The following is a 25,120-nucleotide window of genomic DNA, read 5'->3' as shown; positions in this document are numbered from 1 at the left end:
TCAGCCATTGTTTCAGAATTTTGGCGCTTCTGTGACGTACTTGGCACTGAGACGCGCCAAACATCGTGGCAGGGGGAGCCTGCCGGCTGTCCGCGGCCTCCGCGGGCGCTCGGCAAACTGTCAGCCTGCGCCGGTAGAATTGGGGCTTACCCGCCTATAAGGAGCATCGGTGTTCGGCTTGACCATCCTGGATCTCGTGTTGATTCTGACACTGCTGTCCTACCTGTTCCACGGCCTTCGCAACGGCTTCCTCGTCACCGTCGGCGGCATTGCCGGATTCGCCGCGGGCGCCGTGGCCGCGTTTGTGTCCGTCCCCATTGTCAGTGGCCTGGTGGAGGACAGCGGCTGGCGCCTCACGGCGATCATCGCCACCGCCGTGCTGCTGATGATGCTGGGGCACGGGCTGGGCACCGCCATCGGGCGCAGTGTGCGCAGCGCGGTCAAGATCAACCCGCTGCGGTCCATGGACCGGCTGGCCGGCGGCGGCGTCAACGTGGTGGTCTCCGCTCTGGTGATGTCGATGCTGGCGTTCAGCATCGGCGCGCTGGGCGTGCCCTTTGTCTCCCAGCCGCTCGCCGAATCCAAGGTGATCCGCTTCATCGACGGCGTGACGCCCGTGCCGCTGAAAACCTCGATGGCCCAGCTGCGGTCCGCGGTGATCGGTGAAGGCATCCCGACGCTGTTCGAGGGCATCGGGGAAGGCCAGCCGGTGGCCATTCCGGACACCAGCACCGACACCCCGGCGCTGAACCGGGCGTCGGCGTCGGTCCTGAAGATCGCCGGCACCGCCTACCAGTGCGGACAGAACCAGACCGGGACCGGTTTCGTGGTTTCGCCCGGCCGCGTGGTCACGAACGCCCACGTGGTTGCCGGCGTGCCGGAGCCGGTGGTGGAGATCCCTGGTGCCGGCGCCCTGCCCGGGCGTGTGGTGTACTTCGACGCCCAACATGACCTCGCGGTGGTGGCCGTGGACGGCCTCCGGTCCGCCCCTCTGGCCCTTAGCCCTGACCTGCCGGCCGGCAGCCCGGCGGCGTTTTCCGGCTACCCCCACGGCGGCCCGTTCCAGTCCAAACCTGCCACCGTGCAGGACATCGCGACGGTGCTGGTGCCGGACATCTACGGCAACAACCCCGCCCCAGCGGACGTGTACCGGATCGCCGGGGACGTCCAGCCGGGCAACTCGGGAGGCCCGCTGCTGACCAACGACGGCCAGGTGGCGGGAGTAATTTTCGCCAAGGCCACCAGCGGATCCTCGCTCGGTTATGCCATCACCATGGAGGATCTGGGACCGGTCGCTGCCCAGGCGCCGGGCCTGGCGAACGCTGTCTCCCCGGGCCAGTGCATCCAGAAGTAACAGCCCGGACGGTAACAGCCCGGACGTAAACGAACCGGAAGCAGCAGTCCGGAACTAGCAGGCCGCCCCGATACGGCCGGTCAGAGCCACTCCAGGCTCTGGCCGTGCGGGCCGGTGATCGCCACCGGTTTCCCGTTGTGCAGCAGCAGGAAGCGGCCGCGGAGCCGCGCGTCGTCCATCTCCGGAACCACGCTGGAGCCATCGGCCTGGAGGATGACGGTGTGCCCCTCGTTGGAGAGCCAGTGACAGCCGGTGTCGACGGCGAGCCGCGCCATCGCGGCGCGGAACCGGCCCCGGGCCTCCGCATCGAGGTAGGCCAGGACCGCGCTGTGGAAGACCACCAGCGTGGCGTCCGACGGCGCTTGCGCGGCCAGGGCGACGAGCCGGTCGTTGAGGTCCCCGGCCACCAGGAGGGGCGGGTCGGCCCGCGCCACGGCGATCGCCCGGCGCAGCCGCTCGCGGCGGAAGTCCTGCTCCGGCCAGATCAGCGCCTCCAGCCAGGCGACGTCATCGGGGTTCCGGACATCCAGGGGGTTGAGGTCGATGCCCGCCCGCCACGCCACCGGAGGGAGCGCCGTCGGGAGCGGGACCGGGCCGGTGACGGCGCAGCCCAGGACCGGGTAACTGCCGGGAGCAGCGCCGGCCGGGCCCAGCCGGGTGACCCCGGGAGCGGCGTCGTACTCATAGCCGTAGCGGTCCGGAAACAGGTTGAGTCCGGCCGAGGCCCCGACCTCAAGGAGCGCGAGCGGGCGCCCGCTCGCGGCGGCGATCTGCGCCAGGGACGGCAGCAGGGTGGCGCAGCGGCCGGCCTCATTGGTCTGGGTGGCCCGGGTAAGCACAATCCGGGAGACGTCCGCCCAGCGCGCGTCCAGGAACGCCCGGAAATCCGGGTAGGGGCTGATCTGTGCGCCGAGGAAGCGGGCCGCCGCGAGCATCAGCAGGGGCTGGCGCTTGTTGTGCGGCCACTGGTCGATCCGCCGGAGCAGGTCGGGGTCGTCCGCGATGCCCACCGACCATTCGGCGTAGCAGGCGGAATGGCCGGGCGCGTCGATGGTGCCGAAGTGCCGGTACCACTGCGATGTTCCCGTTTCCCCCGTGCCCTGACCGGCTGATTGCCCCGCACCCGGTCCGGCCGGGCCTGATCCAGCCGGGCCCTGCCCGGCAGCGGGCGGCTCCCCGCCGGCGGCATCAGCGGGGGACATGCTCAGTCCCGGCCGGCCTGCAGCCCGGCGAGGTACTCGACGGCGAACCGGTAGCCCAGGATCCCCGCACCGGCGATCACTGCCTTGCTGACGTCCGAAAGGTACGAGTGGTGCCGGAACGCCTCGCGAGCGTGGACATTGGTGATGTGGACCTCGACGGCGGGCAGCTGCACCGCGGAGATGGCGTCCCGGATGGCCACCGAGGTGTGGGTGTAGGCGCCGGCGTTGATGACGATGCCGACAGCCTTTCCGCGGGCGGCATGGATGGCATCCACAAGGGCGCCTTCGTGGTTCGACTGGAAGCACTCGACGTCGAGGCCGTGCGCCGCGCCGGTGTCCTTGGCGAGCTGTTCGACGTCGGCCAGTGTGGCGGTGCCGTACTTCTCCGGTTCGCGGGTGCCGAGCAGGTTCAGGTTGGGCCCGTTGAGGACCAGGATGGTGCCGCGGCCGGCGCCGTCGGGGGTGGCTTCGCTCATGCCTGCCAATGTATCGCGTTGCGTCGCGGGCCGCCGCACCCGGCCGCGGTGCGGGCACCCAGAGACAGCCCGGGACCGGCCCGCGGGCTCTGGCCCGCGCCGGGCGGCGTGCCTACACTGGAAAGACCATCGCGCGGAGCTCCCGTGCTGGCCGACCCGCGCGGAAAGCCCGATCCCGGAGCAAAAATCATGCGCAAAATTCAGGCAAAACCAATCCGTTGGATCGCCGTCGGCATCCTTGCCCTGGCGGCATTCCTCGTCCCGGCGCCCCTCGCGACCGCCGACCGGACGCACGGCGATGAGCGGTCCTCGGTGATCAAACTCCCCGGCGCCACCGGCGCTGAGGGCATCGCCGCAGGGGAGGGGACCACGTTCTTCGCCGGTGACCGGCTCAACGGCAACATCTTCCGCGGAGATATCGACAGAGGCACGGCGAAGCTGTTCATCAAGGCGCCGAAAGGCCGCGCAGCCCTCGGCATGAAGGTCGACCGGGACAACGAGCTTCTCTTCGTCGCCGGCGGCGCCACCGGCCAGGCCTACGTGTACGACCTGGACACGAAGAAGACCGTGGCCGTGTACCAGCTGGCCACAGGCGGCGACAGGTTCATCAACGACGTCATCCTGACCCGCGACGTCGCCTGGTTCACCAATTCCCGCGCCGGTGAGCTCTACCGGATCCCGATCGGCCGCGATGGGACCCCGGGCAAAGCCCGGACAGTCCCCCTCAGGGCGCCAGCCGGGACCGTGGACGAGGGGTTCAACCTCAACGGCATCGCCGCCGCAGATGAGGGCCGCAAGCTGATCGTCGCCCACTCGGGCCGCGGCGCCCTGTACACCGTGGACCCGCGCGACGGATCCAACAAAAAGATCCAGGTCACTGACTCCGCCGGGAAACCGGTCACTCTGGCGAATGTTGATGGCATCGTCGTCCGCGGCGACACCCTTTGGGCTGTCCAGAACCGCCTCAACCAGGTCAGCCGGATCGACCTGAACGGACGCGTGAGCTCCGGTGAAGTGGAGGAAATCATCACCAGCAAGAACTTCGACGTCCCCACCACGGCGGCGCTGTACGGCAACACCCTGGCCCTCGTCAACGCGAAATTCACCACCCCCGAGGCCAAGAGCTTTGAAGCAGTCCTCGTCAAGGCGCGTTCCCGCGGCTGACCGCCCGCACGGCGGCGGGCAGAGGACCTAACGTGCCGCAAGCCGTTCAATCCGGCGCAGCGCCAAGGCGCAAACCGGAAGGTAGGCGGGCGCCCACCACGGGACCGTAAAGGTAACGACGCAGCAGCCGCCCTGCGGAACGATCCGGTGGCCGGTGGCCGGGATTCCCGCCACGGACCAGGACCAGTACCGTCCGGGCTCAAACGCCGTCACGGTGTACGGCAGCGTCACGCCCAGAACGGTGCGGACCCTGCCGCGGCTGCCCAAGGCAAGGCCTCCGCGGGCGGGCCCGGCTCCGGTCCCGCCCGCGGCCGGCTCGGCCCCGGTGATCGACGGCCCCCATGCCGGCCACTTCCCGGTATCGGTGAGCAGAGCCCAGACGTCCTCCGCGGACGCGGCGATCCGGCGCGAGACGGAGAAGCTCATCCGGGCAGCCCGGACCGGGGCCCGTTCACCTTCTCAGCGACTGCGCAATCTGCGCCATGACCGTGTTGTCGGCCAGGGTGGTGGCATCGCCCACCTCACGGCCTTCCGCGACGTCCTTGAGCAGGCGCCGCATTATCTTGCCCGAGCGGGTCTTAGGCAGTTCCGGCACCACGAGGATGGTCTTGGGCTTGGCGATCGGCCCGATTTCCTTGCCCACGTGGTTCCGGAGTTCCTGCACGATCGCGTCGCCTGTGTCCACGGCGTCGCCGCGCAGGATCACGAAGGCGACGACGGCCTGGCCGGTGGTTTCGTCCGCGGCGCCCACGACGGCGGCTTCCGCGACGGCGGGGTGGCTGACGAGGGCGGATTCGATTTCGGCGGTAGAGAGCCGGTGGCCGGAAATGTTCATCACGTCATCGACCCGGCCGAGCAGCCAGATGTCGCCGTCCTCGTCCTTCTTGGCGCCGTCCCCGGCGAAGTACATGGTCTCAAAACGGGACCAGTAGGTTTCCTTGAAGCGCTCAGGGTCGCCCCAGATGCCGCGCAGCATGGCCGGCCACGGCTCCCGGATCACAAGGTAGCCGCCGGAGCCGTTGGGCACGGACTCGCCGAGCTCGTCCACAACGTCCACGGCGATGCCGGGCAGCGGGACCTGGGCGGAGCCGGGCTTGGTGGCCGTGACGCCGGGCAGCGGGGCGATCATCTGCGCGCCGGTTTCGGTCTGCCACCAGGTGTCCACGATCGGCGCCGGAGTTTCCTTCCGCTCGCCGTTCTTCCCGGCGTTGCCGCCGATGACCTCGCGGTACCACATCCACGCTTCGGGGTTGATGGGTTCCCCGACGGAGCCCAGGACCCGGATCGAGGAGAGGTCCGACTTCGCCGGGATCTCCTTGCCCCACTTCATGAACGTGCGGATCGCGGTGGGGGCGGTGTAGAGGATGGACACCTTGTACTTCTCCACGATCTCCCACCAGCGGCCCTGGTGCGGGGAGTCGGGGGTGCCTTCGTAGATCACCTGGGTGGCGCCGTTGATCAGCGGGGCGTAGGCGACGTAGGAGTGCCCGGTGATCCAGCCGACGTCGGCCGTGCACCAGTAGACGTCAGTCTCCGGCTTAAGGTCGAAGACCGCCTTGTGCGTGTACGCGCCCTGCGTGAGGTAGCCGCCGGTGGTGTGCAGGATGCCCTTGGGCTTGCCGGTGGTCCCGGAGGTGTAGAGGATAAAGAGCGGGTGTTCGGAGTCATGCCCGACGGCGGTGTGCTCGGCGGAGGCGGTCCCGACCGTGTCCGCCCACCAGTGGTCCCGGCCCTCGTGCCAGTCGACGTCCTGGCCGTTGCGCTTGACGACGACGACGTTCTGCACCGTGTGGCCGCTGCCGTCGCCCTCGTGGGACAGCGCCTCGTCGACGGCGGGCTTGAGCGCACTGGGCTTGCCGCGCCGGTACGTGCCGTCCGCGGTGACGACGAGTTTGGCTTCGGCGTCGTCGATCCGGGAGCGGAGCGCCTCGGCGGAGAAACCGCCGAAGACCACCGAGTGGATGGCGCCGATCCGGGCGCACGCCAGCAGCGTGATGACCGCCTCCGGAATCATCGGCAGGTACACGGCCACCCGGTCGCCCTTGGCGACGCCGAGGGACTCGAAAGCGTTGGCGGCCTTCTTGACCTCCTCGGTGAGCTGGGCGTAGGTGTACGTGCGGGTATCGCCCGGTTCGCCCTCGAAGTAGATGGCAACCCGGTCCCCGTGGCCGGCCTCGACGTGACGGTCCAGCGCGTTGTACGCGGCGTTGATCTCGCCTCCGACGAACCACTTGGCGAACGGCGGCGTGGACCAGTCCAGGGCCTGGCTGAAGTCCTTGCTCCAGCTCAGCAGCTCGCGGGCCTGCTTCGCCCAGAAGGCGGGCCGGTCGGCGTCGGCCTCGGCGTAGTCCGCGGCGGTGACCACCGCGTTGGCGGCGAACTCGGGGGAAGGGGCGAACTTCCGGTCCTCCTGCGACAGGTTTTCGAAGGCATCGCCCTGGGGCGCCTGCGTCGTCGTGGAGCCGGGTGACTGCTGGGACATGGTGAACCTCATCATTCATCGATCCGTGCTGCGCGGGACGCCCGTTCCGCCGCAGCACCGTGCCGCATGCGCGGCGTCGGGCATCGGCTGGTCACGGTCGGACCGCAAAAGCTGTTCCGAAATACACACTAACGCCTGAGCCGTTCCCGACGTGTGCCGCGTCACACAGTGAACCGTGAGCGGTGTTTTTTAAGCGCCGAATGGTGGTGGGGGCTGACGGGCGGCCTTGCGCCGGCGACCTACGGATTCACCGTTCAGGCCGGCGCGGACATCCTTCCCCTGGCGGCAACCCTTGCCGACAGCCTGGGTCCGCCGATACGAACTCTGGCGCTGGGAATACCCCTGTCGGCAGCGGCGGCGGCGGGAAGGGCAGCCCTGTTCCGTCCCCGTGTCCGCGGCTCGTCAGCTAGTGATCGGCCAGCCACTTGACTAGGCTGAGATGAAGTTGTGACATCCGATGGAGGCGACGGGACCGCGTGCGGTCCCGTTTTGGTCTGCCGTTAGACGGTGCTGTCCAGAGCGCCGCCGTGTAAGGAGAACCGAATGAACGAGCAAGCAAACGGGCAGCTCAAGGCGCCCGCCCAAACCCAGGCGAACGGCGGAGCGGACCGGCACGCCGGCTACGGGGAAGCCCCCCGTTTCACGGTGGACAAGGCCAGCAAGAAGACCGGCAAGAAGAACGAGGCGGTCCTTGGGCCCTTCACCATCCGCGACCTGACGGTTTTCGGCTCGACGCTGATCCTCTTTATTGCCTCGCTGATCCCGATGTTCGCCGTCCGGTACAACCTGTGGAATCTGGGCAGTCTGTTCTTCCTTGGCCTGGGCATCATCCTGCCCGTGATCGTGGCCGCCCTGTTCGTCGCGCGCCGCGTCAGCCCGGAAACCAAGATCCGCATCGGCTCGCTGTCAGTGGACCAGTTCGGCTCCGTGGTGGCGTCCTTCGCCGTCGCCTTCTTCTTCCTGTCGGTGGCGGGCGCGTTCGTGCCCGCCATGTTGCTGGCCCTCGTCGGCGCCCTCGGTCTCCTCGCGGCCACCGTCCTGGCGCGGCTGATCCCCTTTTTCGCCGGGGATTTCCTCGACCGCGCTGAAGTGCCCGCCCATGTTGTGGCCCGCGACTCGGCTGTCCCCGTCCACAAACCCCGCGCGCCCAAGGCTCCGAAAGAGGCCACGGATGACAAGGCGCCCAAGGCCGCTGGCGCCAGCGCCGTCGCCGGCTGGGCGAAGCGCATGACCCCCGGCGGAAAGCCTGCGGCCACGGACCCGGCCCCGCGTGGCTACGAGTCGTTCGGCGCAGGAGCGGGCGCAGCTGCAGCCTCGGGCGCGGCCGCTGCAGCGGCCGGTTCCGCGGCCGCGGCCCCGGCCGCTGGGCAGGTCAAGCCCGCCCCTGAGTCGTCTGCCCACGAAAAACCTGCCCAGGCCGCGGGCCCCGGCCCGGTGGTCAGCTCCCCGGCAACCCAGGTCGCAAGCACCGTTCCCGCGGCCTCCGCGACTCCGGCCGACGCGTCGGGCCCCGGGGTTTCGTCCGCCGCGCCGTCGGCTGCCGAGCAGACGCAGGCTGCCGCCGTCGGGTCTCCCGCCGCCGAGCAGACGCAGGCCGCCGCCGTCGTGCCGCCCGCCGCTGAGCAGACCCAGGCCGCCGAGGTTCCCGCGGCCTCCGATCACAGCGCCCCCACGACGGTGAACCCGCAGGTGCGCCAGCAGGAGCCGATCGGGGCCACTGTTGACCCGGCCAGCCGTCCCGAGGAACGCGACGCCCAGCCCGCATACGAAGCCTTCTGGTTCGCCGTCGCCCAGCCCCGCACCGCCATGGACGAGCACAGCGGCGCCGCCGCCTTCGTGATCGAACCCGGCGGCTGGGTGCTCGCTTTGGAGGACCGTGGCCACGAATTCCTGGTCCAGCACACCGACGGCCGGGTGGGCGTGCTCCGGGACCTCAGCAACATCGAACGCGGTTAGCCGGCGCCAGTGGCCACCGAGTCCAGCGATCCTGCCGCCGGCAGCGCCACGCCGACACCCATGAGCGCCGGCCGCAAGAACGCCGGCTCCAAGAACAGCGTTGTGAACAACGCCGCGGCTGTGGGCGCCGGGCCGCGGGCGGCCGGGGAGTCCCTGCTGGCCCTGAAACGGCGAGCCCGCCGGATCAACAAGGCGCTGGCGGAGCAGTACCCGTATGCGCACGCGGAGCTGGACTTCCGGAATCCGTTCGAGCTGGTGGTGGCCACGGTGCTTTCCGCGCAGACCACCGACGTGACGGTCAACCAAATCACGCCGCTGCTGTTCGGGCGTTACCCGGACGCGCGGAGCATGGCAGAGGCGGACCCGGACGATCTGGAGGCGATCATCAAGCCCACCGGGTTCTTCCGGGCCAAGACCCGGAACCTGATGGCGCTGTGCAACCGGCTGGTGGATGAGTACGACGGCGAGGTGCCAGGACGGCTCGCTGATCTGGTGACGCTTCCCGGCGTCGGGCGGAAGACCGCCAATGTGGTGCTCGGCAACGCCTTCGGCGTCCCGGGGATCACAGTGGATACCCACTTCGGCCGTCTCGCGCGGCGTTTCGGCTGGACGGAGTCGGATGATCCGGTCAAGGTCGAATCCGACGTCGCGGAACTGTTCGAACCGAGGGACTGGACCATGCTCTCGCACCGGGTGGTTTTCCACGGCCGGCGCGTGTGCCATTCGCGCAAACCGGCCTGCGGTGCCTGCGCGGTGGCGAACTGGTGCCCCAGCTACGGCATGGGGGAGACGGACCCGGAGAAGGCGAAGAAGCTGCTGAAGTACGAACTGGCACCGGGTCAGGAGGAGCTGCTGTCCAAACTCCTCGCGGAGACGCACCGGGCCGCGGAAATCCGGATGGAATCGCAGAGGAGGCCGCTGTGACGGCCCGGCAGGACCTCATCGACCTGGTGGCCGCGGTGGAGGCCGGCACGGCGCCGTCACCGGATCCCCGGTGGCGGGAACTCGCCGTCGAGCCCGGGGAAAGGGTCCGCCGGGCGGCGGTGCTGATGCTCTTCGGCTCCCTCGACGATGTCCCGGCGGCCTCCGTCAAGGCCCTGGCCCCGGCGGATCTGGACGTCCTGCTGTTGCAGCGCGCGCAGACGCTGGATGACCATCCCGGGCAGGTCGCCTTCCCCGGCGGCGGCATTGACCCGGGCGAATCCGTGACCGATGCCGCCCTGCGGGAAGCGGAAGAAGAGACCGGGCTGGACCCGGCCGGCGTCGACGTCCTCGGCGTGATGCCGGAGCTGGCCCTGCCGCGCGGAAACTTCCTGGTCACCCCTGTCCTCGGATGGTGGGCATCCCAGTCACCCGTGCGGGTAGTGGACTATGGCGAATCCTCCCAGGTGTTCCGTGTCCCGGTACGGGACCTGCTGGACCCGGACAACCGCGTGATGGCCACGGTGAGCCGGGCCGGTCAGACCTTCCAAAGCCCCGCATTCACTGTCAATGACGTGGTGGTGTGGGGCTTCACTGGGATGATTCTCAACCAGCTGTTCGACCAGCTGGGGTGGGCGGTTCCTTGGGACCGCTCCAGCTTGCTCAGCGTCGACACGTGGAGCCGGCTCCACGGCTGAGGCCGGACCTCAAGCGCGTCCCGCGCCCGGATTCCAGTCTGATCCTAGCCGGAGGCCAGGCTGGCACGGGCCCGCGCGGCGGCGCTACGGGTGGCGGCCCGCGGGGGGACGGACTTGCTGCGGGCACGGGACTTGTCCACCACCAGCCCGGTGGCAGCGTTCTCCCGCACCGCGTTGATGCCCGCGGCGGCGCCCTTGATGGTGTTGAACAGTGGTGAAACGGCGACCACCGTTCCGTCGGATGCCGTCAGCTTGAAGAAGTACTTCTTCTCGCCGGCCATGGCGATCTCGAAAATGCCAGCCAATGTGCTGCCTCCCCAAAAAAACTCTGCGTCGTTGCACGGCCGGCAGACTATCGGATCAGCCACCGGCCTTTCCGAGCGTAACCGGCCTCACATGCGGGCACAACGCTACCGACGGGTACGTTACGGCGGGCGACGCCGGGACCTATTTGGCGGTATCGTACGAGTCCACAACCGCCACGCTGACCGGGAATTCCACCGGAATCCGGCCAAACAGCAGTTCCTTGGCCGCGGTCGCGGCCTCCTCAATCGCCCGGATGCAGTCGGCCACCGCGGCGTCGGGGCAGTGGACCATAACTTCGTCGTGCAGGAAGAACACCAGTTCCCCGGCAGGGGTGCCGTCAGCACGCATGGCGCGCAGCCGCCGTCGTAATTCGGCCAGCCAGCAGGCCGCCCAGTCCGCCGCGGAACCCTGGACGACGAAGTTGCGGGTGAACCGGCCGCGCGAGCGGGCGATCGAATCGGCCCTGCGTTGTTCCTCGGCGCTGGTGGACTGCTGGCTTTGCAGCCATCGCTCGGACGGCGGGGGGCTGCTGCGGCCCAGCCGCGAGGTGACCGTCCTGCCGGCTTCACCCTCGCGGGCGGCCTGCTCCACGAACCCGACGGCGCGCGGATACGTGCGGGTCAGCTGCGGCATGAGGCGCCCCGACTCGCCGGTGGTCGCCCCGTAGATCGCCCCGAGCAGGGCAACCTTCGCTTTGGCGCGGTCTCCGCCGAAGCCCTGCGCGGCGATGCCGGCGTACAGGTCCTTGTCCCGCGCGGCCTCGGCCATCTTCGAATCCTGCGCCAGCGCCACGAGCACCCGGGGCTCCAGCTGCGAGGCGTCGGCGACAATCAGCTTGTGTCCCGGATCGGCGTGCACTGCGCCGCGGATCTGCCGCGGAATTTGAAGGGCACCGCCGCCGCGGGACGCCCAGCGGCCGGAGACCACGCCGCCCACCACGTACTCCGGCTGGAACCGGCCGTTCTTTACCCAGGCATCCAGCCAGGCCCAGCCGTTGGCGGCGTGCAGGCGGGAGAGTTTTTTGAAGGCCAGGAGCGGTTCGATCGCCGGGTGGCTGGATTCCTTCAGTTCCCACTGCCGGGTGGTCTTGACCTCGATGCCGTTGCGGTGCAGCGCGCGCATGAGCTCCTGCGGAGAATCCGGGTTCAGCGCGGGCGAATTCAGCAGCTGCCGCAGCTCGGCGGTGAGCGCTTCCAGTTTGGCCGGGCGGTGGCCCTGGGGAGGACGGGGTCCGAGGTACTCGGCGAGGATCCGCTCATGCAGCTCTTCGCGCCACGGCACACCGGTGTGCTGCATTTCCGCCGCGATCATGGCGGCGGCGGACTCTGCCGCGAGCAGGAGCTGGAGGCGCTGTCTGCGGTTGTCACCGGGGCGCTCGACGCCGGCTCCTCCCGCCTGGCTGAGGGCGTCCTGCTGGGCGGCGTATTCGTGGCGGAGGTCTTCAGGGCTGTGCCGGGGCGGGGTACGCCAGCCGGGATCATCAAACAGGGCGCCCTGGTCGGCCGGCGGCGGTGGCGGCTGCAGGCCGCGGGGAGGCTGCTGCAGCTCGTCGTCCTGGGTCAGTTTCTCGGCGTTCTGCGCGTAAGCGGTATGGGCCGTGAACTCGGAGTGCGCCAGGATCGCGCCGCACAACGTGAGGTCGTAGCAGCGTTCCAGTTCCACGCCGGCGGCCAACAGGGCGGGGTACCAGTCCTGGGTACGGTGCCAGATCCAGCGCGGCCGCCGCTGTTCGAGTTCACGCACGACGCCGGGCAGCCCGGTAGCGTCGATGATCCGCAGTGCCGGCGCAGCCGGGTGCGGGGCGCCGTCGGCAGTGACTTCCTGGAGGGCTGCGCCGTCGGCGTGGGCGGCGAGCAGCAGGTACATAGGGTCAATTCTGCCCTGCGGCGCGGAGTCCCTTGTCCAGCGGGCTGCAGCGGGTTCTCAGCCGGGGTGTCAGCACCGGTTGTTCCGCACGGCTTGTCCACATAGGGGCGGGCCCGGGTTACGGCGGGATGTGGTGACGGGAAGAGTTGCCGCATGAGTCGTCACGAGTTACCCACGCACCGCCCCGGTTCCGGGGACGGCCTTCTGCGCGGCGCCGGTTCGGTGACCAGCACCGGGGTGGGCGCCGGGCCGTGGCTCCCGGACGGGACGTCGGAGACGCTGCTCGTGACGGGGTTCGAGCTGCTGCGCGGCGAGGTGGAACGGATCGTGGCGGCCACGGGCGGCCAGCTGCGCACGGTGGGGAACCTCAGGGAGGCGGTGCCCTTCTGGGACACTGCCGCTGCGGTGCTGGTCGGCAGTGACATCAGCGAGTTGCCGCCGCGGGGACGGTCGCCCGCGGTCCTCGTCGGCCTCAACGAAGACGGCGACCGGCTGTGGCACCTGGCAGCTGCCATCGGCGCTGAACGCGTCGCAGTGCTGCCCGAGGCCGCGACCTGGCTCGCCGAGTATCTCAGCCGCTCCCGCACGCCCCAGCCGGGCGGACTGGTCCTTGGGATTGTCGGCGGCTGCGGCGGTGCGGGATCCAGCACCGCCGCAGTCTGGCTGGCCCATGCCGCCGCACGCGGGGGTGTGCGTGTCCTGCTGGTAGACGGAGACCCGTGGGGCGGCGGGCTGGAACTGGCGCTCGCGGCCGAAGAAGCGGCCGGTCTCCGCTGGCCGGATCTGGCTGACGCGAATGGCACGATCGATCCCCGCCAGCTCGCCGATTCCCTGCCCCTGGCCGGTGGATTCCCGTTCCTGTCCTGGCCCGGGAACAAGGAAAACCACGGCGGGGTGGACCCCGAAGTCGTGGCCGGAGTGCTGGACGCCGCCCGGCGCGGCTTCGAGCTGGTGGTGGTGGACATCGGCCGGGGGCGGGAAACGCTGCGGTTGTTCGCGTGGGACTGCGACCGGATGATTGTCGTTGCGCCCGCGCTACTGAGGGCGGCCGTGGCAACGGCCCGGCTCCTGCAGGACCTTCCTCCGGTGGAAACTGTGCTCGTTGTGCGGGGCAGGCCGGGGGCCGTGCTGGATGCGGAGTTGATAGCTGAGTCCGTCGGGCTGCCCCTCGCCGGCATCATGCCGGACGTTAGGCGCGCTGCGACGGCCACGGAGAACGGGCGGCTGCTGGACACCGGACGGCAGCGCAAGGTGCGGCGGTTCGCCGGCATGGTGCTTGACTTCGGCTCGGGACACTCCGCATGAGCGCCCACTCCGCGCCGGGCCCGCCCGACGCCGGACGCCCGGGGGCTCCGCGGTACCGGCCGCCGGCCCGCGGCTCCGTTGATGCCCGGCTGCTGGAGTCGGTCCGGGAATCCGTGATGTCCGACGCCGGGCCGGTGACCCCGTCGCGCGTGGCAGCCGCCGTCCAAGCGAGCGGACGCCTGCTGGGGACGGCCGGCGCCCTGGCCGCGGTCGAAGGGATCAGCGCGGAGTTGAACGGTCTCGGACCGCTGCAGGCGCTGGTCCGGGACCCGTCCGTGACAGACATCTTCGTGAACGGCCCCGGCGCCGTCTGGCTGGACCGCGGGGACGGACTCGAGAGGGCACCTCTGGCCTTCTCCGGTGAACAGCAGGTCCGTGCGCTGGCCGCGCGGCTCGTGGCTGCCGGCGGACGGCGCCTGGACGATGGTTCGCCCTGCGTTGACATCAGGCTCGACGGCGGCTTCCGGGTCCATGCTGTCCTGCCGCCCATTTCCACGGCGGGGACCCTGCTGAGTATCAGGATCCGGCGTGAGCGGGTCTTCTCCATGGACGAGCTGCGGCGGAACGGCATGTTTGGGGTCCGCGTGCAGGCCGTGCTGGAACGGATGCTGGAACGCCGTCTGAGTTTCCTGATCAGCGGCGCGACAGGGTCGGGGAAGACAACGCTGCTCGCCACGCTCCTTGGCCTGTGTGCGCCGGGTGAGCGGCTGGTCCTGATTGAGGATGCCGCGGAACTGAACCCGGTGCACCCGCACGTCGTCTCGCTGGAGGCGCGGCACGGCAACCTGGAAGGTGGATTTGGGCGAGCTCGTGCGGCAGTCCTTGAGGATGCGGCCGGACCGGCTGGTGGTGGGTGAGTGCCGGGGCGCCGAAGTGCGGGAACTCCTCGCTGCCATGAATACCGGCCACAGCGGAGGCGGCGGCACCATTCACGCCAATACCGCGGCCGACGTCCCCGCCAGGCTGACAGCCCTCGGGGCGTTGGCCGGCATGGGGCAGGACGCTGTGCGCCTGCAGGCGGCCAGCGCCCTCGACGTTGTGGTCCACGTGGAAAGGCTCAACAACGGGCGGACTGTGTCCTGCATCGGCCTGCTGGAAGGCAGCGCTGCCGGCCTGCTGGTCCGCTCCGCGCTGGACATCTGCGGCGGGGCAGTCCGCGCGGGGCCAGCCTGGCCCAAACTCGCGGAACGCCTCGGGCTGGACCCTGGGGAATTGGACGCTGGCGGGCTGGACCCTGGCGGGCCGGACCCTGGCGGGCCGGACCCTGGGGGGCCGGACCCTGGCGGGCCGGACCCTGGCGGGCCGGCCGTCGGCGGGTTGAGCGCGGGAAAGGATGACCTATGCGGCCGCGCCGGTCCAGCGCAACCGCAGGAGCTAGCGGCGCAGGGGGACCAGGGCAGGGGAGAGGAGTGACGGCCGTACTCATGGGAGTTTTGGCACTTGCTGTGTGCCTGGCGTTTTCGACGGCGGGTGCCCCACCCCGGCGGCTTCGCGCGGCCCTTTCCGGAGCACTGCGGGTTCCAACCGCCGGTGCGGAGGCGCTTCCGGGCCCGGCGTCCCGATGGCGGAGCAGAAGCGCTCCCGTGGTGCCTATGAACCTGATCGTTCAGCAGTTGGCGGCACTGCTGAGGGGAGGACGCACTCCCGCCCGCCTGTGGGATGAGTTGTGGCTCTTGTATGTGGGCGCCGATGCCTCGGGTTCCGTGTCCGGGGGAGCCGCTCCCGGCCAGCAGGTCCTGGCGACGGAAACCGTGCGGATGCTCGCTGGAGCCCGCGCGGCCGCGATGCGCGGGGCTCCCGTGGGAGCCGCCATCCGCTCCGCCGGAGCGGCGACACCCGGCCGGACAGCAAGGAAGACCAGAAACAGCGGTGCACGCGCGTGGGCCTACGAACGCCGCGTCTGGTTTCAACTCGCCGCTTGCTTTGACGTTGCCGAAGCCACCGGCTGCCCGCTGGCGGACGTGTTGACGCGCTTCGCCGCCCAGCTGGAAGCAGAGGATGACGCCGAGGCCGCCCGTCAGACGGCGTTGGCCGGGCCCCGCGCGACTGTACGGCTCTTGACCTGGCTGCCGTTCCTAGGACTTGGTTTGGGGTTGCTCCTGGGCGTCGACCCCGTCGAGGTCCTGCTGGGAACCCCCTGGGGCGTGGCGACGCTCGCCGCGGGCCTGGCGCTCACAGCCGGGGGCCGGTTATGGTCCGCCCGTCTGGTCCGGGCAGCGGAGGGGCTTCAGCCGTGACGCCAATCGCGGCCGGGCTGGCGGTGGTTGCGCTTTTGGGGGTCGCCGCCGCCATTGCTTTGTCCGACAGGGGCAGGGCACGGCGGCGACTCAGGCGCCGGATGCAGCGTGCCCCGGACGACGCAGAGCCGGGCCGGACCCGCCGCGGCGATCAGGCTATGGGAGAAGCCGGCGGGTCCGGGGTCCGTGATACGGCGATGATGCTGGAACTGATCGGCGCCATGCTCGACGCGGGAGCCGGACTCGGCCGTGCCCTGGCGCTAGTGGCCGAGCTGGCATCGCCGGATCTCCGTGGTCCGCTGCGGCCGGTCGTCGCGGCGCTCGCCATCGGCGCCGACTGGGACACGGCCTGGCGCAGCTCCAGCGTCCGCTCGCCGGGCCTTCTTGCCCTGCGCGATGCCCTGGGGTTTGCCGCGCTCACCGGCGCGCCCTCGTCCGCCATCCTCTACGCCCAGGCGGCACGCATGCGCCGGGAGCGGTTCCGGGCCGCGGAGAAACAGGCCGCGGCCTTAGGGGTGAAGCTCGTTGTCCCGCTCGGCTTGTGTTCCCTGCCGGCGTTCGTCTGCCTGGGCGTGGTACCTGTGCTGCTGGCGATGCTGCCGGGTTGATTCCGCGAGGCCGATCCCGGCGGCCGCGGGACGCGCCCTGGCAGCGAGTATTCCCCCACAGCCTGCCCTGCGCCGGACCTTTTCCACTTGGCAGCAAGCGCACCTTACTGGCCGTGGACGCAGACGGAAGAGTGGAATCTGCCGGCGGTCCCGCCGGAATCCAACGAAAGGAAAGTCCCATGTCAACCCATCATTTTGCGCCCGCCCGCACGTCCGGGATTGTCCACGCCGAAACGGAGGATGCTGAGATCCGCGAAATCTATCCGGGAGCAAGTAACGCGCTCCGGACACGAAGGCCGGGAAAGCTATTTGGCTCCGAGGCAGGAATGGCGACGGCCGAGTACGCCATCGCCACCCTCGCCGCCGTCGGGTTTGCGGGCATTCTCGTGTTTATCATGCGCAGTGACGAGGTGCGGGGTTTCCTGCTGAACCTCATCCGCACGGCGCTCGCCTTGCCATGAGGACGGGACGGCCAGCCGTAGGAATGGGCGCGGCACCGGCAACTCCGCGCGCAGCAGCGACCGCCCGGTGGCGGCCGGGCTCAGGTGGCGGGACGTGCCGCGGCGCCGTAACGGCCGAGTTTGCGGTGGCGCTGCCCGCGGTCCTGCTCCTTCTCGCCATGCTACTGGCCGGTTCGGCGGCGGGCGTCACCCAGCTGCGTCTGGAGGAAGCAGCCAGGGCGGGCGCCCGTGCCCTGGCCCGGGGTGAAGATGCCGCCGCGGTGGACGTCATCGTCCGCCGGCTCGCCGGCAACACGGCGGCAGCAGCCGTGGCGTCCGACGGTGGGTGGCTTAGCGTGACGGTGTCGGGCAGGGTTCCCGGAGCTGTGGGTTCGCTTCTTCCGTGGACACTCTCGGCCCGGGCGTGGGTCCGCGGCGAATCGTCCGGTCCGTCAGCTGCTGTCAGGGTTCCCGAGGTCTGGCACCATCAGCTGCAGGTCCTGGCCGCATGAGCAGGCTAACAACCCGCAGGTCAGCCCCGGGCGATCACGGTTCAACCAAGAGCCAGGAGCAACCGAAAAAGCGGGAACAGCCGAAACACGCGGAACCGGAACACCAGGAACAGCCGGAGCACCCCGATAGGCCGGAACGGCCGGACGACCAGGAACACCCGGAACGTGGCGCTGGAACCGTCCTGGCGCTGGGGCTGGGAATGCTGGTCGTTTTCGCGGCGGTCCTGACCATGTTGCTGGCCCAGTCGGGGGCGATGGCGTTCCGCGCGGCGGCCGCGGCGGATTTGGCCGCCCTCGCCGCCGCGGATGCTGCCCGGGGAATCACTCCCGGCGAACCGTGCGCAGTCGCCGCGGACGTCGCGCGCAGGAATGGCGCCAGGATTCTCAACTGTTCGGAAGGGGCAGGTAGTACTGTGCAGGTCCGCACGGAGCTGGAAATCCGGACGCCCGTGGGCGGGGCAACCGGACTGGCCAGAGCAGGCCCGCCGCCGTGAGCCGGTGCCCGCCGTCGCCCTGATCGGTCCTGAGCCGGTGCCAGCCGCCGCCGGGGGCATGTCCCGCCAGCCTCGGCTAGGCCTGCAGCGGGGCCGCGTGGTCCGGCTGCCCGGTGTGCATTTGTTCCGTCGCGTCCTGGAGCAGCACATCGATGAGGGTAACGGCGGCGTCCTTATCGAGCGGATTATTTTTGTTGCCGCACTTGGGCGACTGCACACACGACGGACAGCCGGACTCGCACTCGCAGGCCTTGATTGCGTCACGGGTGGCAGCGAGCCAGACCTTGGCCTTGTCGTAGCCGCGTTCGGCGAAGCCCGCCCCGCCGGGGTGGCCGTCGTAGACAAAGATGGTCGGCACCCCGGTGTCGGCGTGGATGGCCGTGGACACCCCGCCGATGTCCCAGCGGTCGCTGGACGCAACCAGGGGCAGGAGTCCGATCGCAGCGTGTTCCGCGGCGTGCAGGGCGCCGGGGAACTGAGCCTCGATCAGCCCCGCACCGGTCAGCGAGCGGTTGTCCATAACAAACCACACCGCCTTGGTGAACAAGTCCCGTGCCCCCAGTTGCAGCGGTTCCTCACCGAGGACCTCATTGGAAATCAGGGCCTTGCGCTGGAAGGAGACCACCTGCGTTGTCACTTTCACATCACCGAAATGCACCGCCACGTCGCCCCACTGGGTGGTGCGCTGCGTCTCGAGAACCTCGATCTGGGTTACGTCCCGGGCGGTGGTGTAGTAGTCCGGGTTCGCCCGCCGCACCACTACGCAGTGATCGTCCTCGTTCAGGTCCTCCACCACGTAGCTCTCGCCTTGGTGGACGTAGACGGCGCCGGTGTGGGCCTGGTAGTGGGTCTGCGGGGAATCCATGGTCCCGAGCAGGGACCCCGTGTCGGCGTCCACAATGCTCACCGGGCCGCCGCCGTCGGCCCTCAGGTTCACCATGGCCGCGGCGCTTTGCGGGTGGGTCCAGAACCATCCGGCGGGCCGGCGGCGCAGGTAGCCCTGGGTCACCAGCTGATCGAGCAATTTCTCGGATGTGGCGCCGAACAGCCCCAGCTCGCCGTCCCCCAGCGGCAGTTCGGCGGCGGCGGCACACAGGTGCGGCCCCAGCACGTAGGGATTGGACGGGTCGAAGACGGTGGCCTCCACGGAGACGTCGAAGATCGCCTCGGGGTGGTTCACCAGGTAGGTGTCCAGCGGGTCATCACTCGCGACGAACGCGGCAATGGCATCCTGGCCGGCCCGGCCGGCCCGGCCGATCTGTTGGAACAACGACGCGCGGGTCCCCGGCCAGCCGGCGACCAGCACGGCGTCGAGGCCGGAGATGTCGATGCCCAGCTCCAGGGCCGACGTGCTGGAGACGCCCAGCAACTCGCCGGAGCGCAGCGCTTTCTCCAGGGCGCGGCGCTCCTCCGGCAGGTAGCCGGAACGGTAGGCCGCCACACGCTGCGGCAGGCTGGGGTCCACCTCGTCAAGGAGGCGCTTGGTGATGGTGGCGATGGTCTCCGCGCCGCGCCGGGACTTGATGAAGGCGATGGTCCGCACCCGCGAGGACACCAGAGTGGCCAGCAGGTCCGCGGTTTCCGCCACGGCCGTCCGCCGTTCCTTGGCGCCGTTCTCGCCGCGGAGTTCGGTCAGGGCAGGTTCCCAGAACGCGACGGTGGTGGAACCGTGGGGTGAGGAGTCCTCGGCCACCGCGCGGACCGGCGCGCCGATGAGCCGGCCGAAGGACTTGCCGGGCTCGGACGCCGTGGCGGAGGCTGCGATGAAAACCGGCCCGGAGCCGTCAGGGCTGTAGTAGGCGCAGATGCGGCGCAGCCGGCGCATGAGGTTGGCAACGTGGGATCCGAAGACGCCGCGGTAGCTGTGGGCCTCGTCCACGATCACGTAGCGCAGCCGGCGGAAGAAACGGGCCCACCAGGCGTGGTTGGGCAGGATCCCGAAGTGCAGCATGTCCGGGTTGGCCAGAATGAAGTTCGCGTGGTCGCGGATCCACCGGCGGGACGCGGGGTCGGTGTCACCGTCGTAAGTCTCGGCCCGGACGGTGGGGAGCTGCAGCGCCCGGATGGCGGCCAACTGGTCCGCCGCCAGGGCCTTGGTGGGGGAAAGATACAGGGTGACGGCGCCGTCGTCGTGGATCTTGCCCGGATCGGCGAGGACCCGCAGTTCGGAACGGTGGACCGCATCGAGCGCCGGCAGCTGGTAGGCCAGCGATTTTCCGGACGCGGTGCCGGTGGCGATCACCACGTGCTCGCCGGCGTGGGCGAGTTCGGCAGCCTGGATCTGGTGGCGGTACGGCTCGTGGATGCCGAGGCTACCGTAGGCATCCACCAGATCGGGGTGCGCCCACTCGGGCCACGGGGCGTGGACGGCCTGGCGGGCCGGGATGGTGCGCACATGACGGAGCTGTTCCGGGTCCGGGCCGCGGCCCAGCAAAGGAATCAGGGACTCATGTGGGTTCACTCGTACATTCTTTCACCCGGCCTCAAATCGTCCGGGACAAGAACGGGCCACCCGGGGACTCAGCCCACGGACAGGTCGGAGCCCTCGTCCGAGGCGGAGAGCATCAGCACGTGGCAGACCGCGGTCCAGCCGAGGTGCGAATATAGTTTCTGCCCGTCGAGTGACGCGAGCAGCAGCCCGGATTCGATGTCGTGCTCGAATGCCTGGGCGGCGAGGGCCCGCATGATGAACCGGCCCAGGCCCCGGCGCCGGTATCCCGGTTCCGTGACGATCTTGTCGAAGATAGCGGTGTGGCCCACCACGAACACCTGCCCGCTCGCTGCCACCTCGTCCCCGGCGTAAACCACGGCATGGTGGACTCCGTCCGTTCGGGACGGCACCCACCGGAGGTCATCATCCGGGAGCCAGGGATCCTCGGCGTCCTGTGTCTCCATGTCCACGATCATCATGGTCTGCGAGGCTGACGTGACGTTGAGTCCGTGCTGCTGGGCCAGGAACTTGTACCGCGCCACGTCGTTCGTGAGGATCGTGAGGACGCGGGCCGGTACTTCAGCGGTGGTGGCGGCCAGGGCGGCGAATTCCGCATCGGAGGGGTCGTGGGCGAAGTATTCCCATTCGTGGGTGGTGTCCGCCCTGAGGGCCGCAGGGAATCTGCCCTCACGGCGTGTCTCATACCCCCGGCAGCCGGCCCAGCCGGTGACCCAGGTTTCCAGCAAGTGGCGAGTGTCTTCAACCATGGCCTCAAGACTCATGTGATGAGAGTATTCCAGCCCCGGCACAAGCAACAGGGGCCGGGTCCGGGAACGGGGTTTGCTTACGTAATTGTGACCGGAAGGCCCCGCCGCCGCCGGCGCGGCCGCCCGCACGCCGCGTAGTGGTCCACCCAGTACCCTTAAAACGTGGCTCTGAACAGAATTGTGCTCTTTTACGGCTTTACCCCCCTCGCGGACCCGGACGCCATCCGGCTGTGGCAGCGTGCCCTCTGCGAAAAGCTCGGCCTGACCGGCCGCATCATTATCTCCAAGGACGGCATCAACGCGACCGTCGGCGGCGAACTGAACGCCGTGAAGCAGTACGTCAAGACAACCCGTGAATACAAGGGCTTCCACAGCATCGACGTGAAGTGGTCCGACGGCGGGGCCGCGGACTTCCCCCGGCTGAGCGTCAAGGTCCGCGACGAGGTTGTGTCCTTCGGTGCGCCGGGGGAGCTCAAAGTGGATGCCGGGGGCGTCGTCGGCGGCGGGAAGCACCTCAAGCCAGCGGAACTCCACCAGCTCGTGGAAGCGCGGAAGGAGTCCGGCGAGGAGGTCGTGTTTTTCGACGGCCGCAACGGCTTCGAGGCCCAGATCGGCAAATTCAAGGACGCAATCGTTCCGGACGTGGCCACCACCCACGACTTCATCAAGGAACTCGACTCCGGCAAGTACGACGCGCTTAAGGACAAGCCGGTGGTCACCTACTGCACCGGGGGAATCCGTTGCGAGGTGCTTTCCAGCCTCATGGTGAACCGCGGCTTCAAGGAGGTCTACCAGCTCGACGGCGGGATTGTCCGCTACGGCGAAACCTTCAAGGACCAGGGCCTCTGGGAGGGCTCCCTGTACGTGTTCGACAAGCGTATGCACCTGGAATTCAGCGAGGACGCGAAGACTATCGGCGAATGCGTCCGCTGCTCGGCGCCCACCAGCAAATTTGAGAATTGCTCCAACCCGTCCTGCCGCACGCTCACGCTCTACTGCCAGGACTGCGCCGCCAGCCCGGAGACGCTCCGCTGCCCGGACGGTTGCGCGGCCTGACACCCTGCGGTCCTATGTCCCGCCGGGCGTCTGCCCGGACTGACGCCTGAGCCGGGAGGCCTTAGATCAGGCTCACGCGGTAGGCGAAGTTGGAGCCCCTCCGCGCCTCCACCGTGATGTGCAGCACGGTGTCGGCGGGCAGGTAGACCACGTTGACCCGTGAGGTCCCGCACCGCAGGTTCAAGTCCACCAGGTCGATGTCGTCGTGGCTGATGTTGAACGACACCCGCCGCGGGCCGCGGCAGGCCAGGGTCAAGGCATACGTGCCCTCGGGCAGGTTCGCGGTGGTCTCCTCCCGCTCCTCTCCTGCGTCCAGGGCGCCGTAGTTGGAGTGGAAGACTTCTCCGTCGGTTTCGGGCAGCACTTCCGCGGCCCACTCGTCGAGTTCCGGGCCGGAGACCGGCCGGTTCCAGGTGGGGTCCCGCGGCAGCGCCGCATCCGTGAATGCCGGAGCGGATGCGGATGAGGTTCCGCTGGAAAAGTCCTCGTCATATTCGTAGGCGCAGCCGGACAGTGCCGTTCCGAGCACAAGCAGGATTCCCACGGCGGACGCCGTGCGGTTTCGGGGAACGCCCTGCGCTGGGAGAGCGGGCATGTGCTGACTTTAACCCCGCCGGTGTCCTGTCCGCCAGAGTCCGACGGCGGGCTCCCGACGAGGCGCGCCGGTGATTACCGCCCCGGCCCGTAGAAGCTGATCCGGATGCCTGCGACGGCGCCGGTCGCGGGCCCGGGGGCGCCTCCGCCGTATCGGACCAGGTGAGCCGAGACTTCGCCGGATTCCAGGTCCAGCAGCGCTCCGGTCGCGATGCCGCAGTCGAGGCTGCGCACCAGGAGGGTGCCGCCCTCGCGGGCGCCTTGGAAGACGGATAAATGCGCGTCCGGCGCCCCGACGCAGGCCGCGGAGACTTCGTACCGGCCGGCCCGCACCACCTTGCTCGATACCGAGAATCCTCCGCTGCTGGTGTCGCCGATCCCGCCCGAGCCGCCGAAAAAGGGACCGTCCTGCGCGCCGTCGAGGACAGCCTCCAGCTCCAACAGATTGCGGGCCTCGGCGGCAACAAGTTCCGGATCCCGGGTCGGCGGCGGCGCACTGGCCGGCGAAGAGGGCCAGGACGGGCTGGCCGCGGCCCCTGAGGGGCCGACGTCGTCGGCGTATTCACACCCCGCCAGCCCTGCAGCGACGGCGCCGGCCGTCAGCAGCAGCGCCGTTCGGCGCGTCCAGTGCATACCCCCAGTAGCAGACATGCACCGAGCCTAGCCGCGGGCGCACGTCACAGCGCCCCTCGCGGCCGGCGCGGCGCCATGCTCCTACGCCGCAGGCGCCAGGTGGTAGGCGTAGATCAGCGGAGCATCGACACTCGACGTGCTGATGCGGAGCGTGCCGGCGGCGGGGACCTTGATGCGTGCCGTCTCCCGGCTGCCGTTGCAGGCCGCTCCCACCTCGGTCAGCCTGGCGCCGTCGAGGGTGACGTCGAAGAAGGCCTTGCCCCCGCCGTCGCAGGTGATCGTCAGGACGTACGTGCCCGGACCGAACCCGGGCGCGGTCTTCACGATCGGATCCCGGTTGAGGATCTTGCCTGCATCCTCGAACACGGTGCCTTCGGCTGAGGGCAGGGCGGTGGCCTGCCACGCCGGCACATCGGCCGATTCGATGGAACCGGCCGGGGAGCACGCCGCGGCGGAAAGTACGACGGCGGCGCCCGCCGCGACGCCGGATGCGCGCTGCAGGACGGCCCGGGCGCGGCGGGAAATGGGGAAGAGCATTCCTCCAATTTACCGCCGATGCCGGCTGCCTCCGGTTCCTCCCGCGCCCGGACCCGCCCTACTCCGCGGTGAGCTCCAGCAGCCGGCCCCGGTGCAGGGCGAGGTACACGCGGTCGCGCAAGCGTCGGGCCACCCGGGCGCACTCCTTGACCTTGACGCAGCGTCAAGATCTAGCATCGGATTACCGGCCGGACAGGACCGGCCAGCCGGACAGGGCCGGCAGCGGAGCGGAAGGGGGCAATCAGATGGAATGGTCCGTGCAGCAGATCGCCAGGAACGTCGGGACCACCAGCCGTACGCTGCGCCACTACGACGACATCGGGCTGCTCAAACCCAGCCGGACCGGAGACAACGGCTACCGGTTCTACGACCAGTCGTCGCTGGTGCGGCTGCAGCGCATCCTGCTTCTGCGGGACCTCGGGCTCGGGCTGCCGGCAATCGCCGAAGTCCTGGACCACGAGCCCGATGCCGAAAAGGCCCTGGGCCGCCACTTGGACTGGCTGCGGCAGGAACAGGAACGGCTGACACGTCAGATCGCGTCGGTCCGGCAGACGATGGAAGCACTGAAAAATGGAGGACAGATCATGGCGGAACACATGTTCGACGGCTTCGACCACACCCGCTACAAGGACGAGGTGGAGGAGCGCTGGGGCAAGGACGCATACGCGACAAGCGACGCATGGTGGCGCGGGATGGGCCCGGCTGAGAAGGACGCGTGGAAGCAGCGTTCCCGGCAGCTGGGCAGCGACTGGATCGCGGCGGCCGAATCGGGTGTTGCAGCGGACAGCACGGAGGCGCAGGAGTTGGCCCGGCGGCACGTCGAGTGGCTGACCGGGATTCCCGGCACACCCGCCCCGGCGCCCGGTACCGGTGGCGGCGGCGATCTGAAGGGCTACGTCACCGGACTCGGCGAGATGTACGTTGCCGATCCGCGCTTCGCCGCGAACTACGGCGGCGAAGCCGGGGCGGTTTTTGTCCGTGATGCCTTGCGGATCTACGCCGCGAAGCACCTCTAGCGCCGGTCCCTGGGAGCCGTCTCTTTGGTGTGGACCAGGGTCCAGGCCCTTCAGAGCCCGGCGCC

24 protein-coding genes and 1 pseudogene are annotated in these 25,120 nt (G+C 69.5%); 14 read left to right on the top strand and 11 right to left on the bottom strand.

Translation table 11 applies throughout. The annotated features are described in order from the left end of the window. Positions 1-169 precede the first annotated feature (169 nt). Positions 170-1,354, top strand: coding sequence for a MarP family serine protease (locus tag FS787_RS06855; RefSeq protein ID WP_144671453.1), 1,185 nt, complete (start codon positions 170-172; stop codon positions 1,352-1,354). An 80-nt stretch (positions 1,355-1,434) separates the two neighbouring features. On the opposite strand, the gene FS787_RS06850 is transcribed toward FS787_RS06855, so the two are convergent. Together FS787_RS06850 and aroQ are read right to left on the bottom strand one after the other, a co-directional pair. Continuing rightward, positions 1,435-2,556 carry a DUF2332 domain-containing protein gene (locus tag FS787_RS06850; RefSeq protein ID WP_144671452.1) on the bottom strand — a complete coding sequence of 374 codons (1,122 nt, stop codon included), beginning with the start codon at positions 2,554-2,556 and terminating at the stop codon, positions 1,435-1,437. Positions 2,557-2,558: 2 nt separating this feature from the next. Then, positions 2,559-3,032: a type II 3-dehydroquinate dehydratase gene (gene aroQ, locus FS787_RS06845; protein WP_144671451.1), complete on the bottom strand. Its 474-nt coding sequence runs from the start codon at positions 3,030-3,032 to the stop codon at positions 2,559-2,561. Positions 3,033-3,221: 189 nt separating this feature from the next. On the opposite strand from aroQ, the gene FS787_RS06840 reads away from it, so the two are divergent. Then, positions 3,222-4,196, top strand: coding sequence for an SMP-30/gluconolactonase/LRE family protein (locus FS787_RS06840; RefSeq protein ID WP_144671450.1), 975 nt, complete (start codon positions 3,222-3,224; stop codon positions 4,194-4,196). Between the two features lie 27 nt (positions 4,197-4,223). On the opposite strand, the gene FS787_RS06835 is transcribed toward FS787_RS06840, so the two are convergent. Beyond that, positions 4,224-4,622, bottom strand: coding sequence for an SRPBCC family protein (locus FS787_RS06835; RefSeq protein WP_144671449.1), 399 nt, complete (start codon positions 4,620-4,622; stop codon positions 4,224-4,226). A gap of 25 nt (positions 4,623-4,647) precedes the next feature. Beyond that, entirely contained in the window at positions 4,648-6,678 is a 2,031-nt protein-coding gene (gene acs, locus FS787_RS06830; protein ID WP_144671448.1) for an acetate--CoA ligase, read from the bottom strand. A 543-nt stretch (positions 6,679-7,221) separates the two neighbouring features. Here acs and FS787_RS06825 point away from each other — a divergent pair. The 3 genes from FS787_RS06825 to FS787_RS06815 are packed head-to-tail and all read left to right on the top strand — an operon-like array spanning position 7,222 to position 10,253. After that, positions 7,222-8,634 carry a hypothetical protein gene (locus tag FS787_RS06825; RefSeq protein WP_144671447.1) on the top strand — a complete coding sequence of 471 codons (1,413 nt, stop codon included), beginning with the start codon at positions 7,222-7,224 and terminating at the stop codon, positions 8,632-8,634. Between the two features lie 60 nt (positions 8,635-8,694). After that, positions 8,695-9,558: an endonuclease III gene (gene nth / locus FS787_RS06820; protein ID WP_395940331.1), complete on the top strand. Its 864-nt coding sequence runs from the start codon at positions 8,695-8,697 to the stop codon at positions 9,556-9,558. Then, positions 9,555-10,253 (top strand): CoA pyrophosphatase, encoded by a 699-nt coding sequence (locus FS787_RS06815; protein WP_144671446.1) that lies wholly within the window; start codon positions 9,555-9,557, stop codon positions 10,251-10,253. The genes nth and FS787_RS06815 overlap by 4 nt, the downstream gene beginning before the upstream one ends. 44 nt (positions 10,254-10,297) lie before the next feature. Here the strand turns inward: FS787_RS06815 and FS787_RS06810 are convergent, their stop codons facing one another. Then, complete coding sequence (locus tag FS787_RS06810) at positions 10,298-10,558, bottom strand: YegP family protein (RefSeq protein ID WP_186329103.1); 261 nt, start codon at positions 10,556-10,558, stop codon at positions 10,298-10,300. A gap of 142 nt (positions 10,559-10,700) precedes the next feature. Then, positions 10,701-12,425, bottom strand: a complete 1,725-nt coding sequence (locus tag FS787_RS06805) for a bifunctional 3'-5' exonuclease/DNA polymerase (protein ID WP_144671445.1) — start codon at positions 12,423-12,425, stop codon at positions 10,701-10,703. Between the two features lie 153 nt (positions 12,426-12,578). On the opposite strand from FS787_RS06805, the gene ssd reads away from it, so the two are divergent. From ssd to FS787_RS06770, 7 genes and pseudogenes are all read left to right on the top strand, one after another. Beyond that, complete coding sequence (gene ssd, locus FS787_RS06800; RefSeq protein ID WP_144671444.1) at positions 12,579-13,730, top strand: septum site-determining protein Ssd; 1,152 nt, start codon at positions 12,579-12,581, stop codon at positions 13,728-13,730. A 116-nt stretch (positions 13,731-13,846) separates the two neighbouring features. Next, positions 13,847-15,005 (top strand): annotated as a pseudogene (locus FS787_RS06795) (TadA family conjugal transfer-associated ATPase); the annotation flags it as partial. Between the two features lie 317 nt (positions 15,006-15,322). Further along, positions 15,323-15,967 carry a type II secretion system F family protein gene (locus tag FS787_RS06790; protein ID WP_260982425.1) on the top strand — a complete coding sequence of 215 codons (645 nt, stop codon included), beginning with the start codon at positions 15,323-15,325 and terminating at the stop codon, positions 15,965-15,967. Further along, positions 15,922-16,575 (top strand): type II secretion system F family protein, encoded by a 654-nt coding sequence (locus FS787_RS06785; protein WP_144671442.1) that lies wholly within the window; start codon positions 15,922-15,924, stop codon positions 16,573-16,575. Before FS787_RS06790 ends, FS787_RS06785 begins: the two co-directional genes overlap by 46 nt. A gap of 158 nt (positions 16,576-16,733) precedes the next feature. Further along, on the top strand, positions 16,734-17,036 hold the full coding sequence (locus FS787_RS06780) for a DUF4244 domain-containing protein (protein WP_395940330.1): 303 nt from the start codon (positions 16,734-16,736) through the stop codon (positions 17,034-17,036). 23 nt (positions 17,037-17,059) lie between these two features. After that, positions 17,060-17,527 carry a TadE family type IV pilus minor pilin gene (locus tag FS787_RS06775; protein ID WP_144671440.1) on the top strand — a complete coding sequence of 156 codons (468 nt, stop codon included), beginning with the start codon at positions 17,060-17,062 and terminating at the stop codon, positions 17,525-17,527. Then, complete coding sequence (locus FS787_RS06770; protein ID WP_144671439.1) at positions 17,524-18,021, top strand: Rv3654c family TadE-like protein; 498 nt, start codon at positions 17,524-17,526, stop codon at positions 18,019-18,021. The genes FS787_RS06775 and FS787_RS06770 overlap by 4 nt, the downstream gene beginning before the upstream one ends. 76 nt (positions 18,022-18,097) lie before the next feature. Here the strand turns inward: FS787_RS06770 and FS787_RS06765 are convergent, their stop codons facing one another. After that, the gene (locus FS787_RS06765; RefSeq protein ID WP_144671438.1) at positions 18,098-20,482 is read right to left on the bottom strand and encodes a DEAD/DEAH box helicase; all 2,385 of its coding nucleotides are present in this window, start codon (positions 20,480-20,482) and stop codon (positions 18,098-18,100) included. A gap of 59 nt (positions 20,483-20,541) precedes the next feature. After that, positions 20,542-21,234 carry a GNAT family N-acetyltransferase gene (locus FS787_RS06760; RefSeq protein WP_144671437.1) on the bottom strand — a complete coding sequence of 231 codons (693 nt, stop codon included), beginning with the start codon at positions 21,232-21,234 and terminating at the stop codon, positions 20,542-20,544. Positions 21,235-21,381: 147 nt separating this feature from the next. Between FS787_RS06760 and FS787_RS06755 the strand changes: the two genes are divergently transcribed. Then, positions 21,382-22,275, top strand: a complete 894-nt coding sequence (locus FS787_RS06755) for a rhodanese-related sulfurtransferase (protein ID WP_144671436.1) — start codon at positions 21,382-21,384, stop codon at positions 22,273-22,275. 61 nt (positions 22,276-22,336) lie between these two features. Here FS787_RS06755 and FS787_RS06750 read toward each other — a convergent pair whose 3' ends face one another. The 3 genes from FS787_RS06750 to FS787_RS06740 form a co-directional block, all read right to left on the bottom strand. Further along, positions 22,337-22,870, bottom strand: coding sequence for a hypothetical protein (locus FS787_RS06750; RefSeq protein WP_144671435.1), 534 nt, complete (start codon positions 22,868-22,870; stop codon positions 22,337-22,339). A 74-nt stretch (positions 22,871-22,944) separates the two neighbouring features. After that, complete coding sequence (locus FS787_RS06745) at positions 22,945-23,520, bottom strand: hypothetical protein (RefSeq protein ID WP_144671434.1); 576 nt, start codon at positions 23,518-23,520, stop codon at positions 22,945-22,947. A gap of 63 nt (positions 23,521-23,583) precedes the next feature. Further along, on the bottom strand, positions 23,584-24,039 hold the full coding sequence (locus FS787_RS06740) for a hypothetical protein (RefSeq protein WP_144671433.1): 456 nt from the start codon (positions 24,037-24,039) through the stop codon (positions 23,584-23,586). Between the two features lie 245 nt (positions 24,040-24,284). On the opposite strand from FS787_RS06740, the gene FS787_RS06735 reads away from it, so the two are divergent. Further along, entirely contained in the window at positions 24,285-25,055 is a 771-nt protein-coding gene (locus tag FS787_RS06735; RefSeq protein ID WP_144671432.1) for a MerR family transcriptional regulator, read from the top strand. The last annotated feature ends 65 nt before the right edge of the window (positions 25,056-25,120 follow it).

It is taken from the genome of Arthrobacter sp. U41 (assembly GCF_007679325.1).
GTDB lineage: Bacteria > Actinomycetota > Actinomycetes > Actinomycetales > Micrococcaceae > Arthrobacter.
The sequence above is the reverse complement of the archived record's forward strand: the minus strand, read 5'-3'. Positions and strand labels throughout refer to the sequence as shown.